Source organism: Clostridium amazonense (assembly GCF_056431285.1).
Map to the genome: position 1 here is coordinate 345,923 of NZ_JBWKMH010000024.1, position 23,324 is coordinate 369,246.

Sequence of the window (23,324 nt, forward strand, 5' to 3'; positions counted from 1 at the left end):
TATGCTCTACAAGAATATGTTAGCATGCTCTAACTTTTTTATCTTTCCCAATATGACCATTATTACCAAATCAGGCATGAACTTTTCTATATTCCATTGGTGTAATATTATACATTTTTTTAAAAGCTGTAGAATATTTTGAATTACTTGAATACCCAACAAGCAGTGCTATTTCAGTAATCGTAAATGATGAAGTTTTTAACAATTTTGATGATTTATCCAATCTAGTTTTCATAAATGTAGTATAAATTGTTTCTCCATAAGTAGACTTATAACATCTTTTCATTGTAGTTTGATTTATAGAAAACATGAAAGATAATTCCTCATATGTATAATGTTTTTCTGAATTTTCAATAATAAATGAATGTAACTTTTTCACTATATTAACATTAGATTTTGTAAAATATTCTCTATCTATCACTTCATTTTTAGGATCAATTGTACTTAAATACAAGAACAGTTCTTGTATTTTAACTTTCAAATAAGGTATAACAATATTTTCTTCAACATTATATATTTCACAGAAAATATGTTGTATTTTAGGCGTTGCTCTTTTTATAAAAAGTCTATCACCCTCACATAATTTATTTAAAATGTTATTGTAGTTTATATTAAAGACCTTTTGCAAACACTCTGCTTCCTCACCAAGTTCTGATGGAGTTATATAAACTGTAACTCCATGATAATGTCTTATTGGAAAGTTAGATTGAGAAGGACAATTTTCTAATGGATTAATTGAAAAATCTCCAGCATTCATATATGTTATAGTTCCATCCTTTAAAACACATTCAAACTTTCCTTCTCTACAATGGTTAATCTCGTAACTCTTAGAATTGGATTCACAATGAAAATTATGTATAATTTTATCCGTATGAATGTCATTATAAAATACTTTTATACCTTTAAAAATCTCATACTTTCTTGAACTATATTTTTCGCCTTCATTTCTCTTGCAAACTTTTAAAAATTCATTATTATTCATACTTATCCTTACATTGATGTATTTAAAACTAACTACATCAATTCTCTCCTTTCTTTTAAATAATAAATACCTATTAATGCTATGAAAAAAACTTTGTCCATTATGCTAAAAACTTATAAAAGCAAGGACAAAGATTTGTTTATACCATATAGTTATTTTCACTATCTTAACCATTTTAATAATAGCTACTGATAAACACATATGATCTTTTAACATCAATAACAATACTAATTATAACTTCTTAGGTTATTTAAAGTTAATTTATCCGTTTTTCTCGTTGTCTGCACAGCCTTTCTTTACTTTCTTATTAGTTAACACTAACCTAATTCTACTATTTACGATATTGATTATCAATATTAATTAATATTGTAATTGAATTTAGAAGAATTAAAGAAATAAGTTAACATTTGACTAAATTTAAGAATTATATATTTTTCATGATTTATATAGTATTCATTCCAATATTTTTTAGCATAAAACAAGAAGGAGTAACATTATTAAATACTCCTTCTTGTTTACTTATATATATATTCTATTTTGAATCTGCTTATTTTAAATTTCTATATAACAAATAGAACCTATTATACTCCATATATTTATCAAAATTATAATAGTACCATTTTCTAAATTTGTTATTAGATATGCCCCTATATTAAATATAAATAGTACAATTGAAATGTACCTTATAACTTTTTATGCAAGTTTGTTTGAAAAATGCCACAGTTCTTTGCTTTCTCTAGCTTTTTTACCTCTATACCCAACTGTAGTATCTGGATATTCACTTGGTTTCCTTATTATCATTCTAGAGATATAACAAATTATTGTAAACACTTCAAATATGAAATGTATTGCCATATTAGCACATCACCATTTTAATTATATTTATCATTTCAAGTTTAGTTAATTCAATGATTTAATTATTTTGTACGTTGAGCTTCAATTATAGAGTAAAATTGTGTATCACCTGCTACTGGAATTAAATCGTATGGATTTTCTGCCCATATAGCCTTTGATACAACTTTTGATATAATATTTTTAAAACCTGCATTTTTTAAATCATTAATTAAATATTCTTCTACTAAACCACGTTCAATATTTTTACTTTTAGCAAGTTCAAAGCTTTTACTTCCTTTTTCAATATAACTACTTTGAATTACAATTTTGCCATTTGGCTTTAAAATTCTATATAATTCTCTTATAACTTTATTGCTTTCTGGAATATTTCCAAGTGCAGCTAAAGAAGTGATATAATCAAAGCTCTCATCCTTTATTGACATATACCTACCATCAGTTGCTACATAAAAGACTCTTTTGTCATCTGTTTGTTTTAATTTTCTAGTCTTCATTAATACATATTTATCTATGTCAGTACAAACAATAGAGAAGTTTTTATTTTTTGAATTAAGTAATCTTTGAAGCATAGATCCCATTCCAGTTGAAAGGTCACAAACAGTTCCTGAAAACTCTTCTATTAAACTATTCATACATTCTCCGTGAATTTTTTGTGCCTCAATTGTTTCTTTATTTTTATGTGCATTATAGTCTTTAATTGCAGAATCATCTTTTTTTCTTATATCTTCAATATCTTTTTCAAGCATATCTTCTGTTATATTCCATAGTATTTCTTGATTATCTGATAAACTAGGAGATACAATATTAAATACACCATGTTCATAAGAAAATTTACTTTTACATTTTGAACATTCCAAATTTTTCATTAATTCTTCTTTACATACAGGACACATAAGTAAATCTTGAATATTCTCCATTTAATTTTCCTCCTTAAAATTGAGAATAAAACTTTCAAAAATTAAATTTTATTTTTTAGGATTTTTAGCTATAAACATACCACTACTTTTAGGTATATCAATACTTCCATCTTTTGAAATTATATCTTCCAAATATCTATAAAAATCTGTTACTTTTTTCTCTGTCATTATAGTATTTATATTTGTATGTCCTTCTAAAGATAATATATAATCTACTAATGGTTTTGGATTTGTTATGTGAAGAGAATCTTCATATATTACTTTTTCAATAGAGTTAAAATGCTTTTTTAATTGTTCTTCTCCATTTTCTAGTCCAAATTCTTTTGTAATAGAAAACATTTTATAATTAGATTGTGAATCAAACTTGGTTACTAAATCTTTAAGACCCTTCATATTATTTGCACCATTAGTAGTTGCATAAAAAGTTCCATCAGATTTTAGTACGCGAGCAATTTCACTTATAGCAAGTTCTCTATTTGGTACATGATAAAGCATGTGATTGGCAATAACTACGTCAAAATAATTATCCTCACACTCTATATTTTGTATATCCATAACAGAATAATTAACTATCTCTTTAACATCTGAAAGTTTGTTCTTTGCTGAATTTAACATACCCTCTGAAAAATCTGTTAAAATTACATTAATATCTTTTGGTATTCTATTTTTATTTCCAACCCATATACTTCCATTTCCACAACCAAATTCAATAACTTTACTATTAGGTTTAAAGTTATATTGATCAAATATCCAATTTGTCCATCCATATTTATTTATACTACATTCATTGTGAAATGCTTGTCTAGCATTTAAATTCTTATCTGAATTATATTGAACCTTAACTATATTACTATCATTTGCTCTAGACATATTGTTTCCCCCCTTTTTTATATCCTTTCAAGTTGAACCTTATTTGAATTCTATTTTAAATTTTTACACTTTTCTCTAATAAATAAATCAAACTCACCTTCTCTATCATTTAAATATTTTTTATCTATAATAAAGATTTGATTTGTTTTTGTAATAATAAGATAAGCCTCAGGAATTTCTATAAATCGTACAAATGAATCATATTTCATAACAACTTTTCCACCTGTATTTGCATTATTAATTGTTGCAGTTAATTCATCAAAGGATATTTCATAAGTTATTTCCCTTTTCCCCGCAGTTTCTTCCACTCTATCCATAAACACTTTGCCGTATTTATTAATAATTAAAAGATATTCTGTAACCAAAATAATAGCTCCAATAAAAGCAATAGCTACAACATATTTATCACCTAAAGAAATATTAATTAATCCTATTAATGTACATATGCTAATTAGTATTATAAACACATTTTTTTGCAAAGGTGTCATTAAATATTTTTTGAATATTTTTATATTTTCTTCATTAATTGTACCCTTTGTTTCAAACATATAAATCTCCTCTCATTTCTAAAATCCCCACTTATTTAGCATTTTTATTATAACATATTATGTAAATTTGTTATATATAAGGAAATATATTAAAATTTATTAATGATTTTCAATTTATTTTAATATCTTAAAAACTACACTTATTTTATTAAAATTAGAAATATCAAGTTTTATATACACAAAAATAGTCTTAAATGCATTATCACATTTTAAGACTATTTTTTTACTAATCTATTTAATTTTATCTTTTATAATACAAACTCCTTGAGTCATTGTTCCCATGGGACAATATACACACCATGATCTTGGTTTATATAATGCCATTGTAATAAATCCAAGTATTGTTGATGTAAGCATCATACTATAAAATCCAAATGCAAATTGTGCTATCCAAGGAGTTACATTAGTTAACTCATTAAACCTCCAAGGTACTTTAAATGTCCACATAAGAGTAATAACTTCCTTTAATCCAGTAGTTTCATTAAAAACTAAATAGGTAACATATAACATATTTACAAACATAGTTAAAAAGAATATTAAAAATCCATACCTAAACCATTTTGTTTTTAAAAATTTTGGCATAGGTTTATTTCTTGAAAACTTAGTTCCAACCAATTCTAATAACTGTCCCCTACCACAATATTTATTACAATAAGCTTTATCCTTTTTAGTAAAACTCATAATTAATGGTATAAAGAAGCATAACAATCCTAACCAAGCAAATAATATATTAAATAGTCCTAATGTCAAATATAAGATAGTTGCTATCCAAAGATATTCATACCAATTCTTTTTCTTTTTTACTTTACCCATTATTGCCCCTCCTCTTGCTTTATTTCAATAACTGATGCAGGACATTGTTTTGCACATTTTGAACATCCAACACATTTATCAAAATCAACTTCTGCATAAATTCCCTTATATATAGAAATGGCGCCAAATGGACAAGTTCTTGCACACACACCACATGCAACACAATATTTAGTATCAACGTAAGCTTTTCTTTTAACTATTTTTTTATTCATTATATTCCTCCTAGTAATACATACATTTTTCATATTTTATATTTTAAAATAAACATAAAAAATAAACTGTAACAAAGTCACAAAAGTTTGTGATTCTATTACAGTTTAAATTAATATAAGATATTAAAATAATTCATCCAAGAGAATATAATAAAGTATTTTTTCATAATCCGGTTTAATGTTTAAGTAATGAAATAATAATTCAGTATAACATTTTTCATAATTCATAAGCTCACGAACACATAATGCAATGTCTTGATATCTATCTCCTATGCCACCTCTTCCCATATCTATAAATCCTGAAATTTTATTATTTTGAGCAAAATAATTATTAAAACAATAATCACCATGAACTAAAACTTTGTCTTCTTTTGGCATATTTGAAACTAAATACTCATAAACATCTTTTTCATTATTAAATCCATCTGTATATATATTTTTATCAACACAAATTTTCATTCCATTATCAATATTTTCTTTTACCTTCTTTAGCTTACTTTCAATTGATGCATTAAAAGGGCATTTTGAAATTGGTATTTTCCATAATATGTTTAATCCTTCTGCTGCAAGTCGTACTAATTGTTCAGGATTTTTAACATAACATTCACTCTCTAACATAATTCCATCTGCTTTTTCAAGTAAAATATAATCCATACCATCTTCAAAACATTCGCAAATGACTTTTGGAACTGGAACTTTTTCTTTTAACCAATGATACATTTCATGTTCACGAATGCTCTCATCATTTCTTTTTTCTACTTTTAGATAATAGATTTTTTCCCCATCAACAAACTTATAAATATCAGCTTTAGATTTTCCTTCATTATCTTTTACACATTTCATATCCTTTATAAAAAATTCTACTTCCTTTGGAAAACACATAAATATACAGTTCCCCCTTATTTTTTATAGATATCTGATCTTATATTCAAAAATCTATATATTAAGTACTAACTTCACTTAAGGATCAAATAATTTTATTTTTTATATATAATCTTTTATATTACTATCTTCACTTATCATACCTTTTATTAAGGGCTTTTTACTTGTTAGTATAGTTGTTACTCCAGGGCCATGTCCCATTTTTATACAATCACTGTGAATTACAACACCTACTGAAACTGCTCCTGTTAAGTAGCCTCTTCCATAAGTATTATCACAATCTGCAAGTAACACTAAATCTCCAAACTTTAATTTATCTATACCATGTTTTTTTATTTCATCCATATCCGCTGTCATAATATCATAGTCACCTTTATAAGCAGATCCAGCACCTATACCTGACCCCATTAGATATGGTGGAATTATAGCTGCAACTTTAATTATAAGTTTTCCTTCTTTTTCAATTATAGGAAGTCTTTCTAGAAGTTCTGGATCTATATTCATAACATGAATATCTTCATAATCTAAAAGTTTAAGTCCTTGTCCATATGCTTTAATTAATATTTTATCATCTATAGCTAAGTTTTCTAAATCATCTTTTTTAAAATTAATTAAAACATGTTCAACCCCTCCATGTTTTCCTGTAACGTAACCTACAGAGCCTTTTCCATCACCAGATACAACTTTAGCTTTGTTTCCAATGCAAGATAGTGAATTTAATGCACTATTTTCTCTTTCATTTTCATTTCTAATTGAAACTCCTGGTTCAATATGGTCCCCTGCTAATTTAAAAGCACAATCTCCTATCTTAACATTATAACAAATTCCACCAGTTGCAGGCACAACTAGTGATTCCCCTTCATGACTTAACCTATATGGTGAAGCTGGAAATGATGGATGATGAATTTTTCCTTGTACACTTTGCATAACAACTTTATCTTTATTAGTTCTAAGCATAATAATCTCCCCCTAACTTGTATATGTAATTTTTTTCATTAACTTACACTAAATTTATTACACTTCAAAACTATTCTATTAAATATATATAAATTCCTCCATATTAAAAGTTTTACATAAGTTTTTAATATATTGTTCATACTTATTCCCATATATTTCATAATAAATTTATTAATTTATGTTAAACTACATATACATTAGCTAGAAAAAATTTACACTAATTTAGATTAAGAAAACTTATAAAGTAACTGCATAAGTAAGGTTATATGATTAGAAAGAAGGTTAACAAACATGTTAGAGTTAGGTTCTACTTATTTAATTGTTAAAGATATGGAAAAATCTATTAATTTTTATGAACAATTATTGGAAATGAAAGTTTCACATAGAAATTTTAATAGGTGGGCTCAATTTAATTTTAGTGGAAACTGTATTGCTTTATACAATAATTCCTATGATTACGAAATTATAAATAGCAATAAAAATTTAGACAAATACTTTAATGAAGAATATATAAATTACTTAAAGCATAGAAAAATAAACTATGGAAATAATTTTGTTTTAAACTTTTGGATTGAAGATTTAAATGCAGAATATGAGCGGATAAAAGCATTGGATATAGGTAAACTTTCAGAAATTATGTATTTAAATATAGCTAGTCCATACTATTTCTTTGTTTTAGAAGATCCTGATAATAATACTATTGAAATTACTGGTAATTATAAAATTCCTGGAATAAATAATCAATGTGCTGTAGATTTTTAGATAAAAGTTAAAGGAAGACTCTTTGCCTTCCTTTAATAACTTTTTATTATATTTTTACACTTAATTTACTTCCTTCTTTTGTTGGGTAAACTTCTATCTTAGCTTCTATTCTTTCTTTAAGTTCTGGAACGTGTGATATTATTCCTACAAGTCTTCCACCTTCTTTAAGTCCTATTAAACATTCAATAGCATTATCTAAAGACTCTGGGTCAAGTGTTCCAAATCCTTCATCTACAAACATTGTATCAAGTTCTATTCCACCAGCATAAGCTTCAACTACATCAGCAAGTCCAAGTGCCATAGCAAGAGATGCTTTAAAACTTTCTCCACCGGATAGAGTCTTAACATGTCTTGGTTTACCTGTGTAATTATCAAACACTTCTAATTCTAATCCTTGCTGGGCAGCACCTTTTCCTTTTTCTTTCTTTCTTAAAAGTTCAAACCTTCCATTACTCATTTTCTTAAGCCTAATATTAGAAGCCTCTATAATATCATCAAAATATGAAGCCAACACATATCTTTCAAAACTTATTCTCTCTCTATTATTTCCTTTAATCATATTAGCTAAATCGCCAACTACCCTATATTTTTCTTCTTTTGATTTTATTTTTTCACTTAATTCTTTTCCATCCTTTAATAATGCTGAGTTGTTTTCAATTCTAGAATATACTGAGTTATAATTTTCTTCTAAGTTCTTTTCTTGATTTCTTAAATGAGATAAATCTTCATTTAGTTTACTTAAATCTATAACTTCTAATCCTTTTGTTTCATTAACTGCTTTTTCATAAAACTCTTCACAAGTTTTTAAATTTTGATAATATATTTTAATCTCATTTTCTAAAAATTTAAAATCACTATCATTTAAAATTGATTTTTTATAATCCTCAAAATCAATAAACTTTAATAAGTTAATTTTATTTTTTAACTCATTTAATAAATTTTCACCTTCAGTTTTATCTTTTATAAGACTTTCTTCTTTTTCATTTTTAGATGTTTTTAATTCTAAACATTTATTATTACATAAATTAAAATCTTTTTCCGCTTTAATAAAACTTTCTTTAATTTCTTGAATTTTGTTTGTTACATTACTTATATCTAAGTTTAATTCATTTAAAGTTTTTATTTCTCCATTGAAATCTTCTTTTATTGAGTTTAATTTTTCCTTATTAACTTCTATAGACTTTTCAAAATCTAAAACTTTTAAACCTAAAGTTTCTACATCATTTTCGGATTTTTGTATTTCTTTTTCTAATGAATCTTTTAAACTTATCAAACTTTCTTTTTCAGCTATTTCCTTATCTAATTTTTTTATTAATTCTACTAAAGCATCTATATTAGTTTTTCTTACTTTTCCTTCTTCAACTACTTTATCCTTAACGTCCTTAATACTCGAAAACTCTAAATTTAAAATTTCCTTTATTACAGGTTTTATTCCATTTTCAGTAGCTTCATCTATTTTACTTTTTAATGCTATAAGCTTATTTAGGCATACATCATATTTTTCTTTTAATAAATTAAGATTTTCCTTTTCCAACTTTATAACATCTTCAGTTATAGCTTCTTCAATTAATATTGCTTTATTGGGATGACTAGTAGAACCACAAACTGGACAAGGCATATTTTCTTTTAAACTTAAAGCAAGTATACCTGCTTGACTTTTTCTAAATAAATCTTCCTTAAGTTCAACTTCTGCCTTTCTAATTTTATAATCCTTTTCTAATACATTAAATTGACTTTTAAGCTCAAAATGTGTGTTTTCGTCATTTTGAACTGAATCAATTTTTTTAAATAGATTAACTAATACTTCACGTTGTTCTTTTTCTATTTTTAAAGTATTTTCTTTTTCTATTTTTTGCTTTTCTTTTTCACTTATATTATTTAAATAATCATCTATTTTTTTTATTTTTTCTTTATTTGTTTTTACTAGTTCTTTTAAATAATCATTTCTATCTTTTAACTCTTTTAATGATTTACTTTTTATATTTATCTCATTTTTACTTTTTTCATATACATCTACTTTAAATCTTAATTTCTCTAAGTCATTTAAAGTTATTTCTAACTTTTTACGCTCATCTTCTCTATTTTTTTCAGAATTAAAATTTAGTAATGAAATATTATATTTCTCATTCCAACTTTTTAATTGATTTTCTACGAAAATTAATTCTTCTTCTCTTAATTTAATCTTTTTAATTATAGATGTATATTGATTTTCTATGATTTCTACTTCTTTTGCTTTTTTAGCTTTTTCTAAGTTATTTTCTTTTAACTTATATTCTTCTTTTTGCTCTTCTAAATGTTTCTTTTTATTTTCTAATAACACTTTTTCTTCTAATTTTTTATTTATATCATTAGCTTTTGTAATTTCTATATTTTTCTTTTCTAATAAAGATTTTATATTTACTATCTTAGTTCTTATATCTTTTTCTAATTCTTTATCTTTCTCTAAAAGATTTTCTCCAAGCTCTATAACTTCAGTTGAATTAATCTCATCTAATGAAATTAAATTATATAACTCTTCGCTAACCTCTTTACAATTTATGCTTTTTAACTTAGTATCTCTTCTTTCAGCTACTTTACTTATATCATTTCTTAATGCACTTTCTTCTAATGTTATCTGTTTTTGTATTTTTTCAAAAGCATATGTTCCAAAAATTTTTCTAAATATTTTTTCTCTCTCTACACTGTCAGAAGTTAATAGCTTTCTAAATTCACCTTGTGGAATCATAACTATTTGTTTAAATTGTTCTTTGCTTATGCCTAATATATTTTCAACTTCAGCATTAACTTCAGTAACCTTTGTAAGAATTTTACCATTTGGAAGATGTAATTCTGCTTCTGATTTTTGCTCTGTGTACCCTTCGCCTCTTTTTTTCTTTTTAAGCTGCTGAGGCACTCTTCTTATATAATATTCTTCATTTCTTAATTTAAAATAGAGTTCTGTTTCAGTTAAAACTTCTGGCATTGCAAAATCACTTCTAAGTGAAGAACCTTCTCTATCACTACCACTAGCTTCTCCATATAATGAAAATGTTATAGCATCAAAAATAGTAGTTTTCCCTGCACCAGTAGGCCCTGTTATTAAAAATATATTTTTATCGTCTAGTTTTGAAAAATCTATTTCTACATTTTCACTATAAGGACCAAAAGCTTTCATAACTAATTTAATTGGTTTCATAAAAAACTACACCTCTTTTCTTTCTACATTTTCAATTAATGTTTCCATAAGCTTAATTCCTTCTTCTGAACATTCTTTTCCCTTTACATCTTTATAGAAACTTTTAAATAAATCTATCTTGCTTTTTTCTTTAAAAGATTTTTTTTCTTTTCCTTCACTTCTTTCTTTTAAAGAATTTTCATAAGTAAGTTCCATAACATTAGGATATACCATTTTTAATTTTCTCATAGGTTCCAGAACTTCACCTTCATCCGTAAGTATTACCTTTAAGTAATCTTCTCTATTTTCTTTTGAATAAACTTCTTTGTCTAAAAGATTATTAAGTTCTCCCTTTATAATTCTGAAATCTCTTCTAAGTTCAAACTCTTTAAATTCTACAGTACACTCACCTTTTTCATTTAAAGATACAATATTTACACCTTTTTTTTGTTTTACCTCCGAAAAAGAATATTTATAAAGTGAACCTGCATATCTAATATTCTCATTACCAACTTTTTGCCTTCCATGTAAGTGTCCCAGTGCTGTATAGTTAAAATCATTAAAATAACTAGAATTAATATACTCTGAACCTCCAATAGATAGTGGTCTTTCTGAATCACTTCTCTCTAAAGAATTAAACTCCTTACCCTCAGCATCTTTTGCGTATGTAACATATCCATGAGCAACAATTACATTTCTCTCATCTTTATTCATATTTTCTTTTATATTTTCCAATATAACTCTCATTGCATCATCATAATCTCTTATTTCTTTATCTTCATATAATGCTCTAACTATTGCTGGTTCTGCATATGGAATCATATAAAAATTCACATTTCCATAATCATCGCATAATGTTATTTTTTCTATATTTTTATTTAATGTACCACTTATATAAAAGCTTTTATCCTTTAAAAGACTACTTGCAAATTCTAATCTCTCTCCACTATCGTGGTTTCCTGCTATAGCAATAATTGGAGTTTTAAGATCTACTATTACTTTATTTATAGTGTCATTTAAAAGCTCAATAGCCTCTACAGGTGCTACAGACCTATCATATAAATCTCCAGCTATAACCAGTGCATCTGGCTTCTCTTCCTCTATAATATTAAAAAGTTGATTTAACACAAACTTTTGATCTTCTGTCATATAATACTCATTAACAATTTTACCTATATGCCAATCACTTGTATGAATAAACTTCAAAAATAACACCTCTCTTATATAATTACATAATTAGTTATCTACACATTTTATCCTCATTATATCATGTTTTTAAAACCCAATTAAGAACTTAATCTTATTTAAATGGAAAGTGAAAAGTGAAGATTGAAAATGATGAAGCATAGTATTTAATTAAATCATGTGTCCTATGTAGCTGAGGTTTTAACCTTAGCGGTCCTTGATATCAATATAAACTTATAAATTAATATATTAAAATAACGTTTTGCAAGGTTGAAACCTCGCCTACTTTATTAATTCAAAGTGGAAAATTGAAGATTGAAAATGACGTTTTACAAGAATGAATTCTCGCTTACAAAAGTTGGGACTTTTAATTTTTATTTCCTTCGTGGCTGAGACTTTAGTCTTGGCGGTAATGTATCCTTGCTAAATTTTATTGGTTTCATCTTTAAAATATACTAATCAACAAGAAGGACGGACCTCTCATAGAACAATCACCTTTTCATAATTTATTACCCTTTTTAATAATATACTTATCTAAACAAGTAAAGTCAGTCCCTAACAGATTACAAATTTTAAAGTAATGTAAATAACGTTTTGCAAGGTTGAAATCTCACCTACTTTATTAACTGAAAGTTGAAAATTGAAGATTGAAAATGACGTTAAGCAAGAATGAATTCTCGCCTACAAAGGTTGGCACTTTTAATTTAATTTTTATTTCCTTCGTATCTGAGACTTTAGTCTCGGCGGTCTTTGATATGAATATAAATTTAGAATTAATATATTAAAATAGCACTTTGCAAGGTTGAAACCTCACCTACTTTATTAATTGAAAATTGAAGGTTGAAAATGACGTTTTGCAAGAATGAATTCTCGCCTACAAAAGTTAGGACTACAAACTTTTGAACTTTCATTTTCAGCTTTAAACCCTAGAATATAATAAAAACACAATGAAATTTAAATTCATTGTGCTTTTTATGTAAATTTACTTTTATATGTATGTTAAACTATCATTCCCACTATTGCGGCAGTTATTAATGTTGATAATGTTCCTGCTAACAATGCTTTTAATCCGTTTTTAGTAACTTCTTCTCTTCTTTCTGGTGCTAAAATTGCGAATCCTCCAATTTGTATTCCAATTGAAGATAAATTAGCAAAGTTACAAAGTGCTACTGATAATATAGCTATTGTTCTTGGAGATAATGACTTCATAACAGTTGCCATATCACTAAATGCTACAAATTCATTAACAGACATTTTAGTTCCTATTAATGATGCAAAAGTTGCTGCTTCTGATCCTGGTATATGGAATAAAAGGCTTAATGGTCTTAATAAAAACCCTAAAATTGAAGTTATACTTAATCCAAAAACACCTAATATAACATTTACTAAAGCCATAAGTCCTATAAAAGAAATTAAACTTGCGCCAACATTTAAAGCTAAATTTAAACCTTGGCTTGTTCCTTCCCCTATAGCATCAAAAACATTTTTTGCTGTACTGTTTTCTATTCTTACTTCTTCAAATTCTCCTTCACTATCTTCTGGAAATAGTATTTTTGAAATCATAAGTGAACTAAATGGAACAGTAAATATGGCTATTAATAAGTATCTTGAATCTATACCCATCATACTATATCCACCTAAAATAGCTGCTGATGCACTTCCAAATCCTGCTGACATTACAGCAAATAATTCTGATTTTGTAAGTGATTTTAAATAAGGTTTTATAAGTATTGGAGCTTCTGTAGAACCTAAAAATATGTTTCCAACAGCATTAAAACTTTCTGCAAGTGTAGTTCCCATAATTTTAGAAACCATTTTTCCTATTACATTAACTACTATAGGCAATATTCTTAAATAATATAGTAATGCTACAAGTGCTGATGTAAATACAATTAACCCCAAAACATTAATTGCAAAAACAAAGCCTAGTGATAAATCACCAAATACAAATTTTATTCCTTCAACCCCTGTATTAATAACACTATTTAATCCATTAGCTATAGCTAATAATATTTTTTGACCTACTGGTACTTTTAAAACAAAAACTATTAAAGCTAATTGAACTAAAATTCCTGGTATAATTATTTTATATTTTATTGCTTTTTTATTATTAGAAAATAATACTGCAATTCCTATTAAAAGTATTATACAAATAATTCCTAATAGTATATTCATCTAAAAAATTCCTCCTTATTAAATTATTATGATAAATTTTACTAAATTATTTTAACATGATTTTTTTTAAAATCTTATTTTAAAATCATTTAAAACCATTTTAAAATTTAGTATATAATGAATATTGAAACTTATGTATAACCCTTGTATAGTCTCATTTTCCATGTAATAGTTTTCATTTTATATTTTACATATCCAAATATATTTATACTAAAAATTCATATTTAATCTTTCATAAAATTTATAAAATCGTAAAAAAACCCTATTGATTATATGGTTATAAATTTCTTAATCTTTAAACCATTAGGCACTTAATGAGTTAATCATTATCTCATTTCACCTTATTATCAATAGAGTTTTTTATATTTAATTTATTTTAACTTTGTTTTTCAATTTTTTCTGGTTCTTGATATTTTACACCAAAAGTATCAACAGAAATTTTCTTTATTTTTATTTCTTTTTCAGGTTTATCTTGTGAATTTGTTTCTGAATTAGCTATTTCATCAACAACTTCCATACCTTCTATAACCTTTCCAAAAGCAGCATATTTACCATCTAAGTAGTTTGAATCTTCATGAACTATAAAGAACTGTGAACCAGCAGAATCAGGTTCTTGAGTTCTTGCCATTGATATTACTCCTCTTTCGTGGATTAATGTGTTTTGATTAAATTCATTTTCTGGGAATTCACCCTTTATGCTATATCCTGGACCACCTTGACCATTTCCTTCTGGATCTCCACCTTGAATCATAAATCCTTTTATTACCCTATGAAAAGTTAATCCATTATAGAAACCTGAATTTGAAAGACTTATAAAGTTTCTTACAGTATTTGGTGCCATTTCTGGATATAATTCTACTTTTATAGACTTTCCATTTTCCATTTCAATTGTAGCTACAGGATTTTTATCATCTTTTCCTTTTTCACTTTCTACAACTGCTATTGATTCTGATTTTGCAGCCTTTTCATCAGCAGACTCTTTGTTTTCTTTTGCATTGCATCCCACTAATATAACAGAACCTAATATAAAAACCAGTATTAGTGCTATGTATTTTTTCATAAATAAAAATCTCCTTTCATATTGAAGCATAATGATTAAATTTTACCATATTTCTTAATTCTATTAAAGAATACTATTCTCTTATCTAAATTATGTGTTAATTATGTAAATTTAATATATTTAGTAGAACTTATCCTTGCATTATTTAATCTAAATCTTTTTTCTATAATATAATATATATATTACAAATATGTGACGATATTTATATAAAAAAACATATTTTAAAAGCCACATATCTATAGAAAGACATGTGGCTTTTCTGCTACTATACTTTTTCTGTAACCCATTTTAAAATTTCCTCATACTTTGGATATTCTTTTACGTCTTCTTTTAAAAAAGTTTCGTAGTCATAATCATATTCTAGAACTTCATTTGTATCTTCATATTTATTATTAGTATTAATAATAATCACCTTCTTAATTTTATCTTTATAGTAATTTATATGCATTTATCTTGCTGTTTGTTCTTGATTTGAAGTTTTGTAAATAAAAATTTACACATTTATATTATTGTCTAATAAAAATATATTATTCATTTCATTAAAAAACATAGTATTTATGGTAAACACTATGTTTTTTTGTTAAATAAATAATTAACTAAGTAAAATTAAATCTTTTCAAATCCAGCTAAAATGTAACCATATTCATCTAAAGCAGTTTTAACTGTATTTTCATCTAATTCGCTAGAACTATCTACTATAGCATTCTTATTTTCAAGACTCACTTCTACAGAATTTACTCCATTAAGTTCACTTAAACATTCTTCTACATGCTTAACACAATGCATACAGCTCATTCCATCAACTTTAATACTAAATTTCATAATAAATCTCCTTTTCATTATACATCATATATTTTTAAATAAACTTTTAACATATACTAACTTTTGTATATATTATAATTTATATTAAACCTTATCATAAATATAGATTAGAAAACTATGTTAAATTAAATTCCACATTTTTAAGTAGTATTTTCAACTTATCCTAAAATATATTTCATACTTGTTTATTAATAATTTGTTCATATAGGTTTTTAATATAAACTTTATAGCTATATCTTCATCCAATAATACTTTAATTTCTGAAATCAATTTTAAAATAGAATTTTTATAAACTATTTACATATTTTTAATCTTTACTTACTCTCTAAAATTTAAAAACAATTTTTTTATCTATAATTTTCCAAGCTCAAAGTTTAAATAACACATTTATCAATTGAAAAACTTTTTTCTTTTATCAAGAAACAGGAATTATTTAAATTAGTATTTCTTTAAAAATTGATTTAGAAAATCTTATTAATTTGTTTTTTATTTTCAAGACCTGAACCCAAGGACGGGTTCAGCGACTGCCTAGACAGGACGTCGATTCAGCCGTTTAGTCTTGGAAATAAAATGTCAAATTTATTAGAGTTTCTTTGAGATTTTTATGAATAACGTTTTAAATAATTTCTGTTTCTTGGAATAATACTATTCTCATTTATTATTTGAATAATTTCATTTTTCAGCTTTGAACCCTATATAGTTTTCCAAGTTCAAAGTTTAAATAACACATTTATTAATTGATTTAAAAAATCTTATTAATTTATTATGCTTTAAATCCTTTAAGTCTTAAAGCATTTAAAAGTACTGATACAGAGCTAAAGCTCATTGCAAGTGCTGCAAGCATAGGATTTAATAATGGTCCTCCAAATATATGTAAAACACCCATTGCTATTGGAATTCCTAATGTATTGTATCCAAATGCCCAAAATAAATTTTCTTTTATATTAGCAATTGTCTTTTTACTTAATTTAATTGCTATAGCCACATCTTCTAAATCACTTTTCATAAGTACAACATCAGCTGACTCTATTGCAACATCTGTACCAGAACCTATAGCAATTCCTATATCAGCTTTTGCTAATGCGGGTGCATCGTTTATTCCATCTCCAACCATAGCAACTTTTCTATTTTCTTTTTGGAAACTTTCAATAACATTAGATTTTTCATTTGGCAGCACATCTGAAATAACTACATCTATATTAACTTCTTTAGCTATAGCATTTGCTGTAACTTTATTATCTCCAGTAAGCATAGCTACTTTTATTCCCATTGAGTGTAATCTTTCTATAGCTTTCTTACTACTTGGTTTTACTGTATCTGCAACAGCTATCATACCACCTAGTTCTCCATTTACAGCTATAAACATTGGAGTTTTTCCTTCATTTGCAAGTTTATTATAAGCTTCATTAGATTTTTCTATATCTATATTATAAGCGCTCATAAGCTTATCATTTCCTAAAATTATTTCTTTATTTTCAATAGTACAAGTTATTCCTTTACCAGATATAGCTTTAAAACTTTCGAGTTCTCTAAATTTAACTTTTCTATTTTCAGCCTCTAAAACTATTGCTTCTCCTAATGGATGTTCTGAACCCTTTTCGCTAGATGCTGCAATTGCTAAAAGTTCATCTTCTTCTATACCATAATTTATTATATCTGTAACCTTTGGCTTTCCTTCTGTTATTGTTCCTGTTTTGTCAAAAACTACAGTTTGAATCTTATGTGTTTCTTCAAGTGCTGTACCATTTTTAAATAAAACTCCAAGCTCAGCACCTTTACCTGTACCAACCATTATAGCTGTTGGTGTAGCAAGTCCTAATGCACAAGGACAAGCAATTACAAGGACAGATGTAAAAATAGTTAAAGAAAATATAAAATCTCTTTCATAAATGTACCATCCTATTGAAGATACCAGTGCAAGTATTATTACTATTGGCACAAAATAACCTGATACAATATCCGCAAGCCTTGCTATAGGTGCCTTAGACCCTTGAGCCTCTTCAACTAATTTAATAATTTGAGAAAGTGTAGTATCACTACCAACTTTAGTAGCCTTATATTTTATAAGACCATTTTTATTGATACTAGCACCGATAACTTTACTACCTTCTACTTTTTCAACTGGAATGCTCTCACCAGTAAGCATACTTTCATCTATTGAAGTCATACCGCTTATAACTACACCATCTACTGGAAGTTTTTCTCCTGGCTTTACAATAATAATATCTCCAACTTCAACATCATCAATAGATATTGAAATTTCTTTTCCATCTTTTTCAATAGTAGCTGTTTTAGGACTAAGTCCCATAAGTTTTTTTATTGCCTCTGATGTTTTTCCTTTAGTTTTAGTTTCTAAATACTTTCCTAGTGTTATTAATGTAAGTATTGTTGCTGCTGATTCAAAATATAATTTATCATGTACTGCATGGCTATTTCCATTATATATTTCTACCATTGCATAAACACTATATAGGTAAGATGCTAATGATCCTATTGATATCAAAGAATCCATATTAGGACTACCTTTAAACAATGACTTAAATCCTACTTTAAAAAACTTATTTCCTATTATTATAACAATAGTTGTTAAAATAAATTGAACAAGTGCAAAATTAAAACTGTTTTTCATTGGATCAATTATATTTGGAAGTTTTAATCCCATCATAGATCCCATTGAAATTACAAGTAATGGAACCGTAAATATTACTGAATATATAAATCTTTTAAATAAAGCTTTTCTTTCCTTTTCTTTTCTTGTTTTATCTTCATCTATGTTTTCTTCTTTATTATTTAAAACTTTATAACCTGATTTTTCAATAGCTTTTTTTATTTCGGATAATGATGTTTTTTCCTTTTCAAATTCAACGGTTAATTTTTCTGTGGCTAAATTTACATTAGCACTTATAGTTCCATCTAACTTTTTCACTACTCTTTCTACTGCTTTAGAACATGATGCACATGTCATACCACCTATCTTAAGCGATTTAGTTGTGCTGTCAAGTTTTGCTTTATATCCTGCATTATCTATTACAGACATAATATCTTCTAAGGATATTTTATTTTCATCAAACTCTATATTTAACTTTTCAGTAGCTAAGTTTACATTAGACTCATTTACACCATCTAATTTTTTAGTTACTCTCTCTACAGCCTTAGAACAAGCTGCACATGTCATACCTTCAATTTTAATTGTCTTTTTTGTCAACTTTCTCAACTCCTTTTTAGTACAAAATTTCGATATCATTTGTAAATATATTTTTTATTAATTAATAATTTCAAAATTATATTCTACTGCTTATCCATTTTTAGAACTCAATTATAGATTAAGCCTTATAATCATGTTTCATCATCAATTCAGACTTTTTACTGATACATAATTAAACTATTTCATTAATTTATCTATTAACGTATTAATTTCTTCTAGTTTTTCATCTATATCATCATGACAGCAGGAATTTTTAACACAATGACTTAAATGTTGTTTTATAATTTCTGAATTTGCTTTTTTTAGTATAGATTGTGATGCAATTATTTGATTAGATATATCCATACAATATCGTTCATCCTCTATCATTTTTATTATTCCATCAATTTGACCTCTAGCAATTTTTAAGTATTTTATTGCATTTTTCTTTTCTTCATTCATCTTTGAAATAGTAATCACTCCCTTCTGTTACCCCCACCCCCTGGGGGTATATTAATATAGTAAATGATATTCTTTCTCAAGTCAATAGTAAATTATATTTTTTTATAACTAGCTTGTGCATTAATTAAAAATATTTTAATATCATGCACAAGCAATTAATCTATTTCATTTTCACTTCATATTTTGCTGATTTATATGTAATAGGTTCTTTACTAGAATCATTATCTTTAAATTGTATTATCTCAACCACATGCTCACCTTCATATAAATTTTCATCTGATAAATTTAAACTAACTTTATCATTTTCATAATTACCCTTAGCCACTAAATTTTTATCTATAAATATATAACTTGTTTTTTTATTGTCAAAATTAGATGTAGATAAATCTAATTGCATAATCTTAACACCTACTTCTGGGTGAATTATAGGTATAAGATTTTCTTTTGAATTTTCGTTAGGTAAAGAAACTATTATGGTTCCTTCTCCTAATTCTTCACTTAAATCTTTAGGATAAGTTACAATTTCATCTTTAACTTTTTCCTCTATATTTTCGTTTACATCACTTTTTATATTCTTATTATTATTAGATCCACATCCTGTAAGTACAATCATAGATGCTACTATTATAAGTAAAATTTTTTTCATTTTTTCTTCCTCCTAAGTTAATTTAATCAAAAAAATAACTATAACTTTTTTAGTTATAGTTATTTTTCTCTAAGGCATAGTATTTATACTAGTTCATTTTGTTTTTTTAGTTCCTTTAATCTATCCTCTTCCTTTTTCATTGCAATATAAATATAAACTTTTTCATGCCAACTTTCATAAAGTTTATAATCTACATCCTTTAAAAAATGTAAGAATTCTTCTAATCTACCTCGTTTCTCCATGCCTCTCATTAGATGTCTTGGATAACTAACCTTTTCATCATATTGATTTTTAGGATCTATTACTTTTATTGAATAGTCTTCTTGTATATATAAATCCTTACATCTAATATCCAGCTTTCTATATCCTAGTTTTTTGAAGTCTTTATAAAGACATATAATATGTTCTGTTAACTTTCTATTTATATGGTTTCTTCTTAAGTACTTATCAAGCCTAACACCACCTACATAATCCCTAATTATATAGAAACTACCATGTTCATAAGCTTTAGGAAAATATTCACTTTTCCTTGATTTAACTAAAGTTTCATACTCTGATTTGCAAACTTTTGGACTGTTAAATATTTTTATTATTTTGCCATCAGGAAGTAAATAGACTACTCCATTATTTCCTCTACCTAAATAGTCTGATTTTTTTATCATATTTTCTATTCTTTCACTTAAATATATTGGATTACTAAATCCTCTAGTCATAGTTCCTCCATTATACATAGCTATTAATATTATTCTATGCAAAAGTTAAAATAAGTAGCATTAAAATCTTTAAATTTGAAATACTACAATTATAATTAGGAATTTAACCTTAAACACATGTATAGGGTTTCAAGCTGAAAAATAAAATTATTTAAATATTAAATGAGAATAGTAGTATTCCAAGAAACAGTAATTATTTAAAACGTTATTCATAAAAATCTCAAAGAAACTCTAATAAATTTGACATTTTATTTCCAAGACTAAACGGCTGAATCGACGTCCTGTCTAGGCAGTAGCTGAACCCGTCCTTGGGTTCAGGTCTTGAAAATAAAACACAAATTAATAAGATTTTCTAAATCAATTTTTAAAGAAATACTAATTTAAATAATTTCTGTTTCTTGATGAAAGAAAAAAATTTTCAATTGATAAATGTGTTATTTAAAATTTGAACTTGTAGGCCTATGTGGGAAACAAGCTCAAATTCAAAATAATAGCTTTATCAAATGATACTAACGATATTACAGTTTATTGCTATATTTGTATTTAGAACCAAGTAATAAGCAAGAGTGAATAGTGAAAAGTTAGCATTAAATTTCTCAATTTAAATATAAATTATTTAAATTATTATTCATATAAAAGGAGATATTATGATTGTTAGATTGGGTTATGTAGCAATTGCTTTAAATTTGAAAAATGTTAAATCATCTAGTACTGTAACATTTAGTTACTATAATAAACTAAAGACTGATGATGAAAAATTAAATAAATTAATTTCAGTAACTAAAGCAAATCTAGATGGATTATATAAAATTTTAAAGTATAATGTAGAAAATCAAATTCATTTTTATAGAATATCTTCTGCTATAATTCCTTTAGCTACTCACCCTGAAGTTGAAAATTGGAATTATAGAGAAATTTTTAAAGACTCATTTAAAACTATTGGTGAATTTATACAAGATAATAATTTAAGAGTAGACACTCACCCTGATCAATTCAATGTAATTAACAGTGTAAATTCTAAAACCGTAGAAAATACTACTAGAAATTTAGTAGTACATTCTAATTTTTTTGAAGACATTAATTATAATAATGGAAAAATGGTGCTACATGTGGGTGGTAAACAAGATGGAATAGATTTTGCCTCTAAAAGATTTATAGATAATTTCGAAAAACTTCCTAAAGAAATTACATCTAAAATAATTTTAGAAAATGATGATAAAAGCTTTTCAGCTATGAATACTTTAAACATTTGCAAAAAATTAAACATACCTATGGTATTAGATTTACATCATCACAAATGCCATAATAACAATGAATCACTTTTAAAAATACTAGAAGATTTTATTTCAACATGGAACAACGAATATTTTCCACCTAAAATTCATTATTCAACACCACGTGCTCATAAATTAGATAGGAAACATGCTGATTATATAAATGCTATTGAATTTGTAAATTTCTTAGAACTTTTTAAGACTTTAGATACTAACTTAGATGTAATGATTGAAGCTAAAAATAAAGATTTAGCTCTATTTAAATTGCATAATAATATAAAAAGATTAAAACCTGAATGGACTTGGTTAGACAACTCTACTATTCTAATATAAAAAGCATTGAAGAAAATTTTCCTCAATGCTTTTTATATTTCTATTTATGATATTTTATAAGACCTGGGAATAATTCATCGCCAAGTTCTTTACCTTCTTCCATAAGTTCTTTTAATTCATCTATATCGTCTATGTAGCTTACTCCTTCTTCTAAATCAAATATATCTACATATTCTTCATTCTCTTCTTCATTTAATTCAAACTTAGAATCATCTTCATTTTCTTCTTCTAAATCAAAATCACTAAAATCTTCTAAGTCTACCTTTTCTGTTTCTTTATTTTCAGTTTCTATGTCTACATCTTTATTTTCTTCAAAAACTTCGTCTATTTTTATTGCTTTAACATCATAACCTTCAAGTTCTAAACATTTTCCACAATTATCACAAATTTTATTTTTATCTAATTCACAAGTCTCACATTCTTTACAATCATTACAAATTTTATTTTCATTAAAGATACATTTTTTGCTCATTTAACTACCTTCTTTTCAATTTATTTGTATACTTTTCCAATCTGATTTT

The 23,324-nt window shown here is 25.8% G+C and carries 22 protein-coding genes; 2 read left to right on the forward strand and 20 right to left on the reverse strand.

Annotated features, from left to right (window positions below; translation table 11 throughout):
• Positions 1 to 70: 70 nt before the first annotated feature.
• From AC07E4_RS10925 to AC07E4_RS10965, 9 genes are all read right to left on the reverse strand, one after another.
• On the reverse strand, positions 71 to 982 hold the full coding sequence (locus AC07E4_RS10925) for a helix-turn-helix transcriptional regulator (protein ID WP_478216396.1): 912 nt from the start codon (positions 980 to 982) through the stop codon (positions 71 to 73).
• Between the two features lie 693 nt (positions 983 to 1,675).
• Positions 1,676 to 1,837, reverse strand: a complete 162-nt coding sequence (locus AC07E4_RS10930; protein ID WP_478216397.1) for a hypothetical protein — start codon at positions 1,835 to 1,837, stop codon at positions 1,676 to 1,678.
• A 62-nt stretch (positions 1,838 to 1,899) separates the two neighbouring features.
• A complete protein-coding gene (locus AC07E4_RS10935; RefSeq protein WP_478216398.1) occupies positions 1,900 to 2,751 on the reverse strand; it encodes a class I SAM-dependent methyltransferase in 852 nt (283 codons plus the stop codon).
• A 48-nt stretch (positions 2,752 to 2,799) separates the two neighbouring features.
• Entirely contained in the window at positions 2,800 to 3,621 is an 822-nt protein-coding gene (locus tag AC07E4_RS10940) for a class I SAM-dependent methyltransferase (protein ID WP_430829373.1), read from the reverse strand.
• Between the two features lie 50 nt (positions 3,622 to 3,671).
• Complete coding sequence (locus AC07E4_RS10945; RefSeq protein ID WP_430829374.1) at positions 3,672 to 4,169, reverse strand: YcxB family protein; 498 nt, start codon at positions 4,167 to 4,169, stop codon at positions 3,672 to 3,674.
• A gap of 231 nt (positions 4,170 to 4,400) precedes the next feature.
• Entirely contained in the window at positions 4,401 to 4,982 is a 582-nt protein-coding gene (locus tag AC07E4_RS10950; RefSeq protein WP_040328719.1) for a 4Fe-4S binding protein, read from the reverse strand.
• Positions 4,982 to 5,194 (reverse strand): 4Fe-4S dicluster domain-containing protein, encoded by a 213-nt coding sequence (locus AC07E4_RS10955; protein ID WP_430829375.1) that lies wholly within the window; start codon positions 5,192 to 5,194, stop codon positions 4,982 to 4,984. Before AC07E4_RS10955 ends, AC07E4_RS10950 begins: the two co-directional genes overlap by 1 nt.
• A gap of 123 nt (positions 5,195 to 5,317) precedes the next feature.
• Positions 5,318 to 6,076, reverse strand: coding sequence for an APH(3') family aminoglycoside O-phosphotransferase (locus AC07E4_RS10960; RefSeq protein WP_478216399.1), 759 nt, complete (start codon positions 6,074 to 6,076; stop codon positions 5,318 to 5,320).
• A gap of 102 nt (positions 6,077 to 6,178) precedes the next feature.
• A complete protein-coding gene (locus AC07E4_RS10965; RefSeq protein ID WP_478216400.1) occupies positions 6,179 to 7,033 on the reverse strand; it encodes a DUF4438 domain-containing protein in 855 nt (284 codons plus the stop codon).
• A 291-nt stretch (positions 7,034 to 7,324) separates the two neighbouring features.
• Between AC07E4_RS10965 and AC07E4_RS10970 the strand changes: the two genes are divergently transcribed.
• Positions 7,325 to 7,795 (forward strand): VOC family protein, encoded by a 471-nt coding sequence (locus tag AC07E4_RS10970; protein WP_430829378.1) that lies wholly within the window; start codon positions 7,325 to 7,327, stop codon positions 7,793 to 7,795.
• Between the two features lie 46 nt (positions 7,796 to 7,841).
• Here the strand turns inward: AC07E4_RS10970 and AC07E4_RS10975 are convergent, their stop codons facing one another.
• The 10 genes from AC07E4_RS10975 to AC07E4_RS11020 form a co-directional block, all read right to left on the reverse strand.
• Complete coding sequence (locus AC07E4_RS10975) at positions 7,842 to 10,970, reverse strand: AAA family ATPase (protein ID WP_478216401.1); 3,129 nt, start codon at positions 10,968 to 10,970, stop codon at positions 7,842 to 7,844.
• Positions 10,971 to 10,976: 6 nt separating this feature from the next.
• A complete protein-coding gene (locus AC07E4_RS10980; protein ID WP_341350022.1) occupies positions 10,977 to 12,164 on the reverse strand; it encodes an exonuclease SbcCD subunit D in 1,188 nt (395 codons plus the stop codon).
• A 969-nt stretch (positions 12,165 to 13,133) separates the two neighbouring features.
• Complete coding sequence (locus AC07E4_RS10985) at positions 13,134 to 14,309, reverse strand: NupC/NupG family nucleoside CNT transporter (RefSeq protein ID WP_040328711.1); 1,176 nt, start codon at positions 14,307 to 14,309, stop codon at positions 13,134 to 13,136.
• Between the two features lie 376 nt (positions 14,310 to 14,685).
• Positions 14,686 to 15,369, reverse strand: a complete 684-nt coding sequence (locus AC07E4_RS10990; protein ID WP_040328710.1) for a peptidylprolyl isomerase — start codon at positions 15,367 to 15,369, stop codon at positions 14,686 to 14,688.
• A 265-nt stretch (positions 15,370 to 15,634) separates the two neighbouring features.
• Entirely contained in the window at positions 15,635 to 15,781 is a 147-nt protein-coding gene (locus tag AC07E4_RS10995; protein WP_478216402.1) for a hypothetical protein, read from the reverse strand.
• Between the two features lie 194 nt (positions 15,782 to 15,975).
• Complete coding sequence (locus tag AC07E4_RS11000; protein ID WP_040328707.1) at positions 15,976 to 16,191, reverse strand: heavy-metal-associated domain-containing protein; 216 nt, start codon at positions 16,189 to 16,191, stop codon at positions 15,976 to 15,978.
• A 763-nt stretch (positions 16,192 to 16,954) separates the two neighbouring features.
• Positions 16,955 to 19,396: a heavy metal translocating P-type ATPase gene (locus AC07E4_RS11005; protein ID WP_278245515.1), complete on the reverse strand. Its 2,442-nt coding sequence runs from the start codon at positions 19,394 to 19,396 to the stop codon at positions 16,955 to 16,957.
• A gap of 177 nt (positions 19,397 to 19,573) precedes the next feature.
• Complete coding sequence (locus AC07E4_RS11010; protein ID WP_040328987.1) at positions 19,574 to 19,837, reverse strand: metal-sensing transcriptional repressor; 264 nt, start codon at positions 19,835 to 19,837, stop codon at positions 19,574 to 19,576.
• Positions 19,838 to 19,997: 160 nt separating this feature from the next.
• Positions 19,998 to 20,483 carry a hypothetical protein gene (locus AC07E4_RS11015; protein WP_430829382.1) on the reverse strand — a complete coding sequence of 162 codons (486 nt, stop codon included), beginning with the start codon at positions 20,481 to 20,483 and terminating at the stop codon, positions 19,998 to 20,000.
• Between the two features lie 83 nt (positions 20,484 to 20,566).
• Positions 20,567 to 21,196: a protein kinase gene (locus tag AC07E4_RS11020; RefSeq protein WP_478216403.1), complete on the reverse strand. Its 630-nt coding sequence runs from the start codon at positions 21,194 to 21,196 to the stop codon at positions 20,567 to 20,569.
• 647 nt (positions 21,197 to 21,843) lie between these two features.
• Here AC07E4_RS11020 and uvsE point away from each other — a divergent pair.
• Positions 21,844 to 22,803 carry a UV DNA damage repair endonuclease UvsE gene (gene uvsE, locus AC07E4_RS11025; RefSeq protein ID WP_478216404.1) on the forward strand — a complete coding sequence of 320 codons (960 nt, stop codon included), beginning with the start codon at positions 21,844 to 21,846 and terminating at the stop codon, positions 22,801 to 22,803.
• Positions 22,804 to 22,843: 40 nt separating this feature from the next.
• On the opposite strand, the gene AC07E4_RS11030 is transcribed toward uvsE, so the two are convergent.
• Positions 22,844 to 23,275: a hypothetical protein gene (locus AC07E4_RS11030; RefSeq protein ID WP_478216405.1), complete on the reverse strand. Its 432-nt coding sequence runs from the start codon at positions 23,273 to 23,275 to the stop codon at positions 22,844 to 22,846.
• Between the last annotated feature and the right edge of the window lie 49 nt (positions 23,276 to 23,324).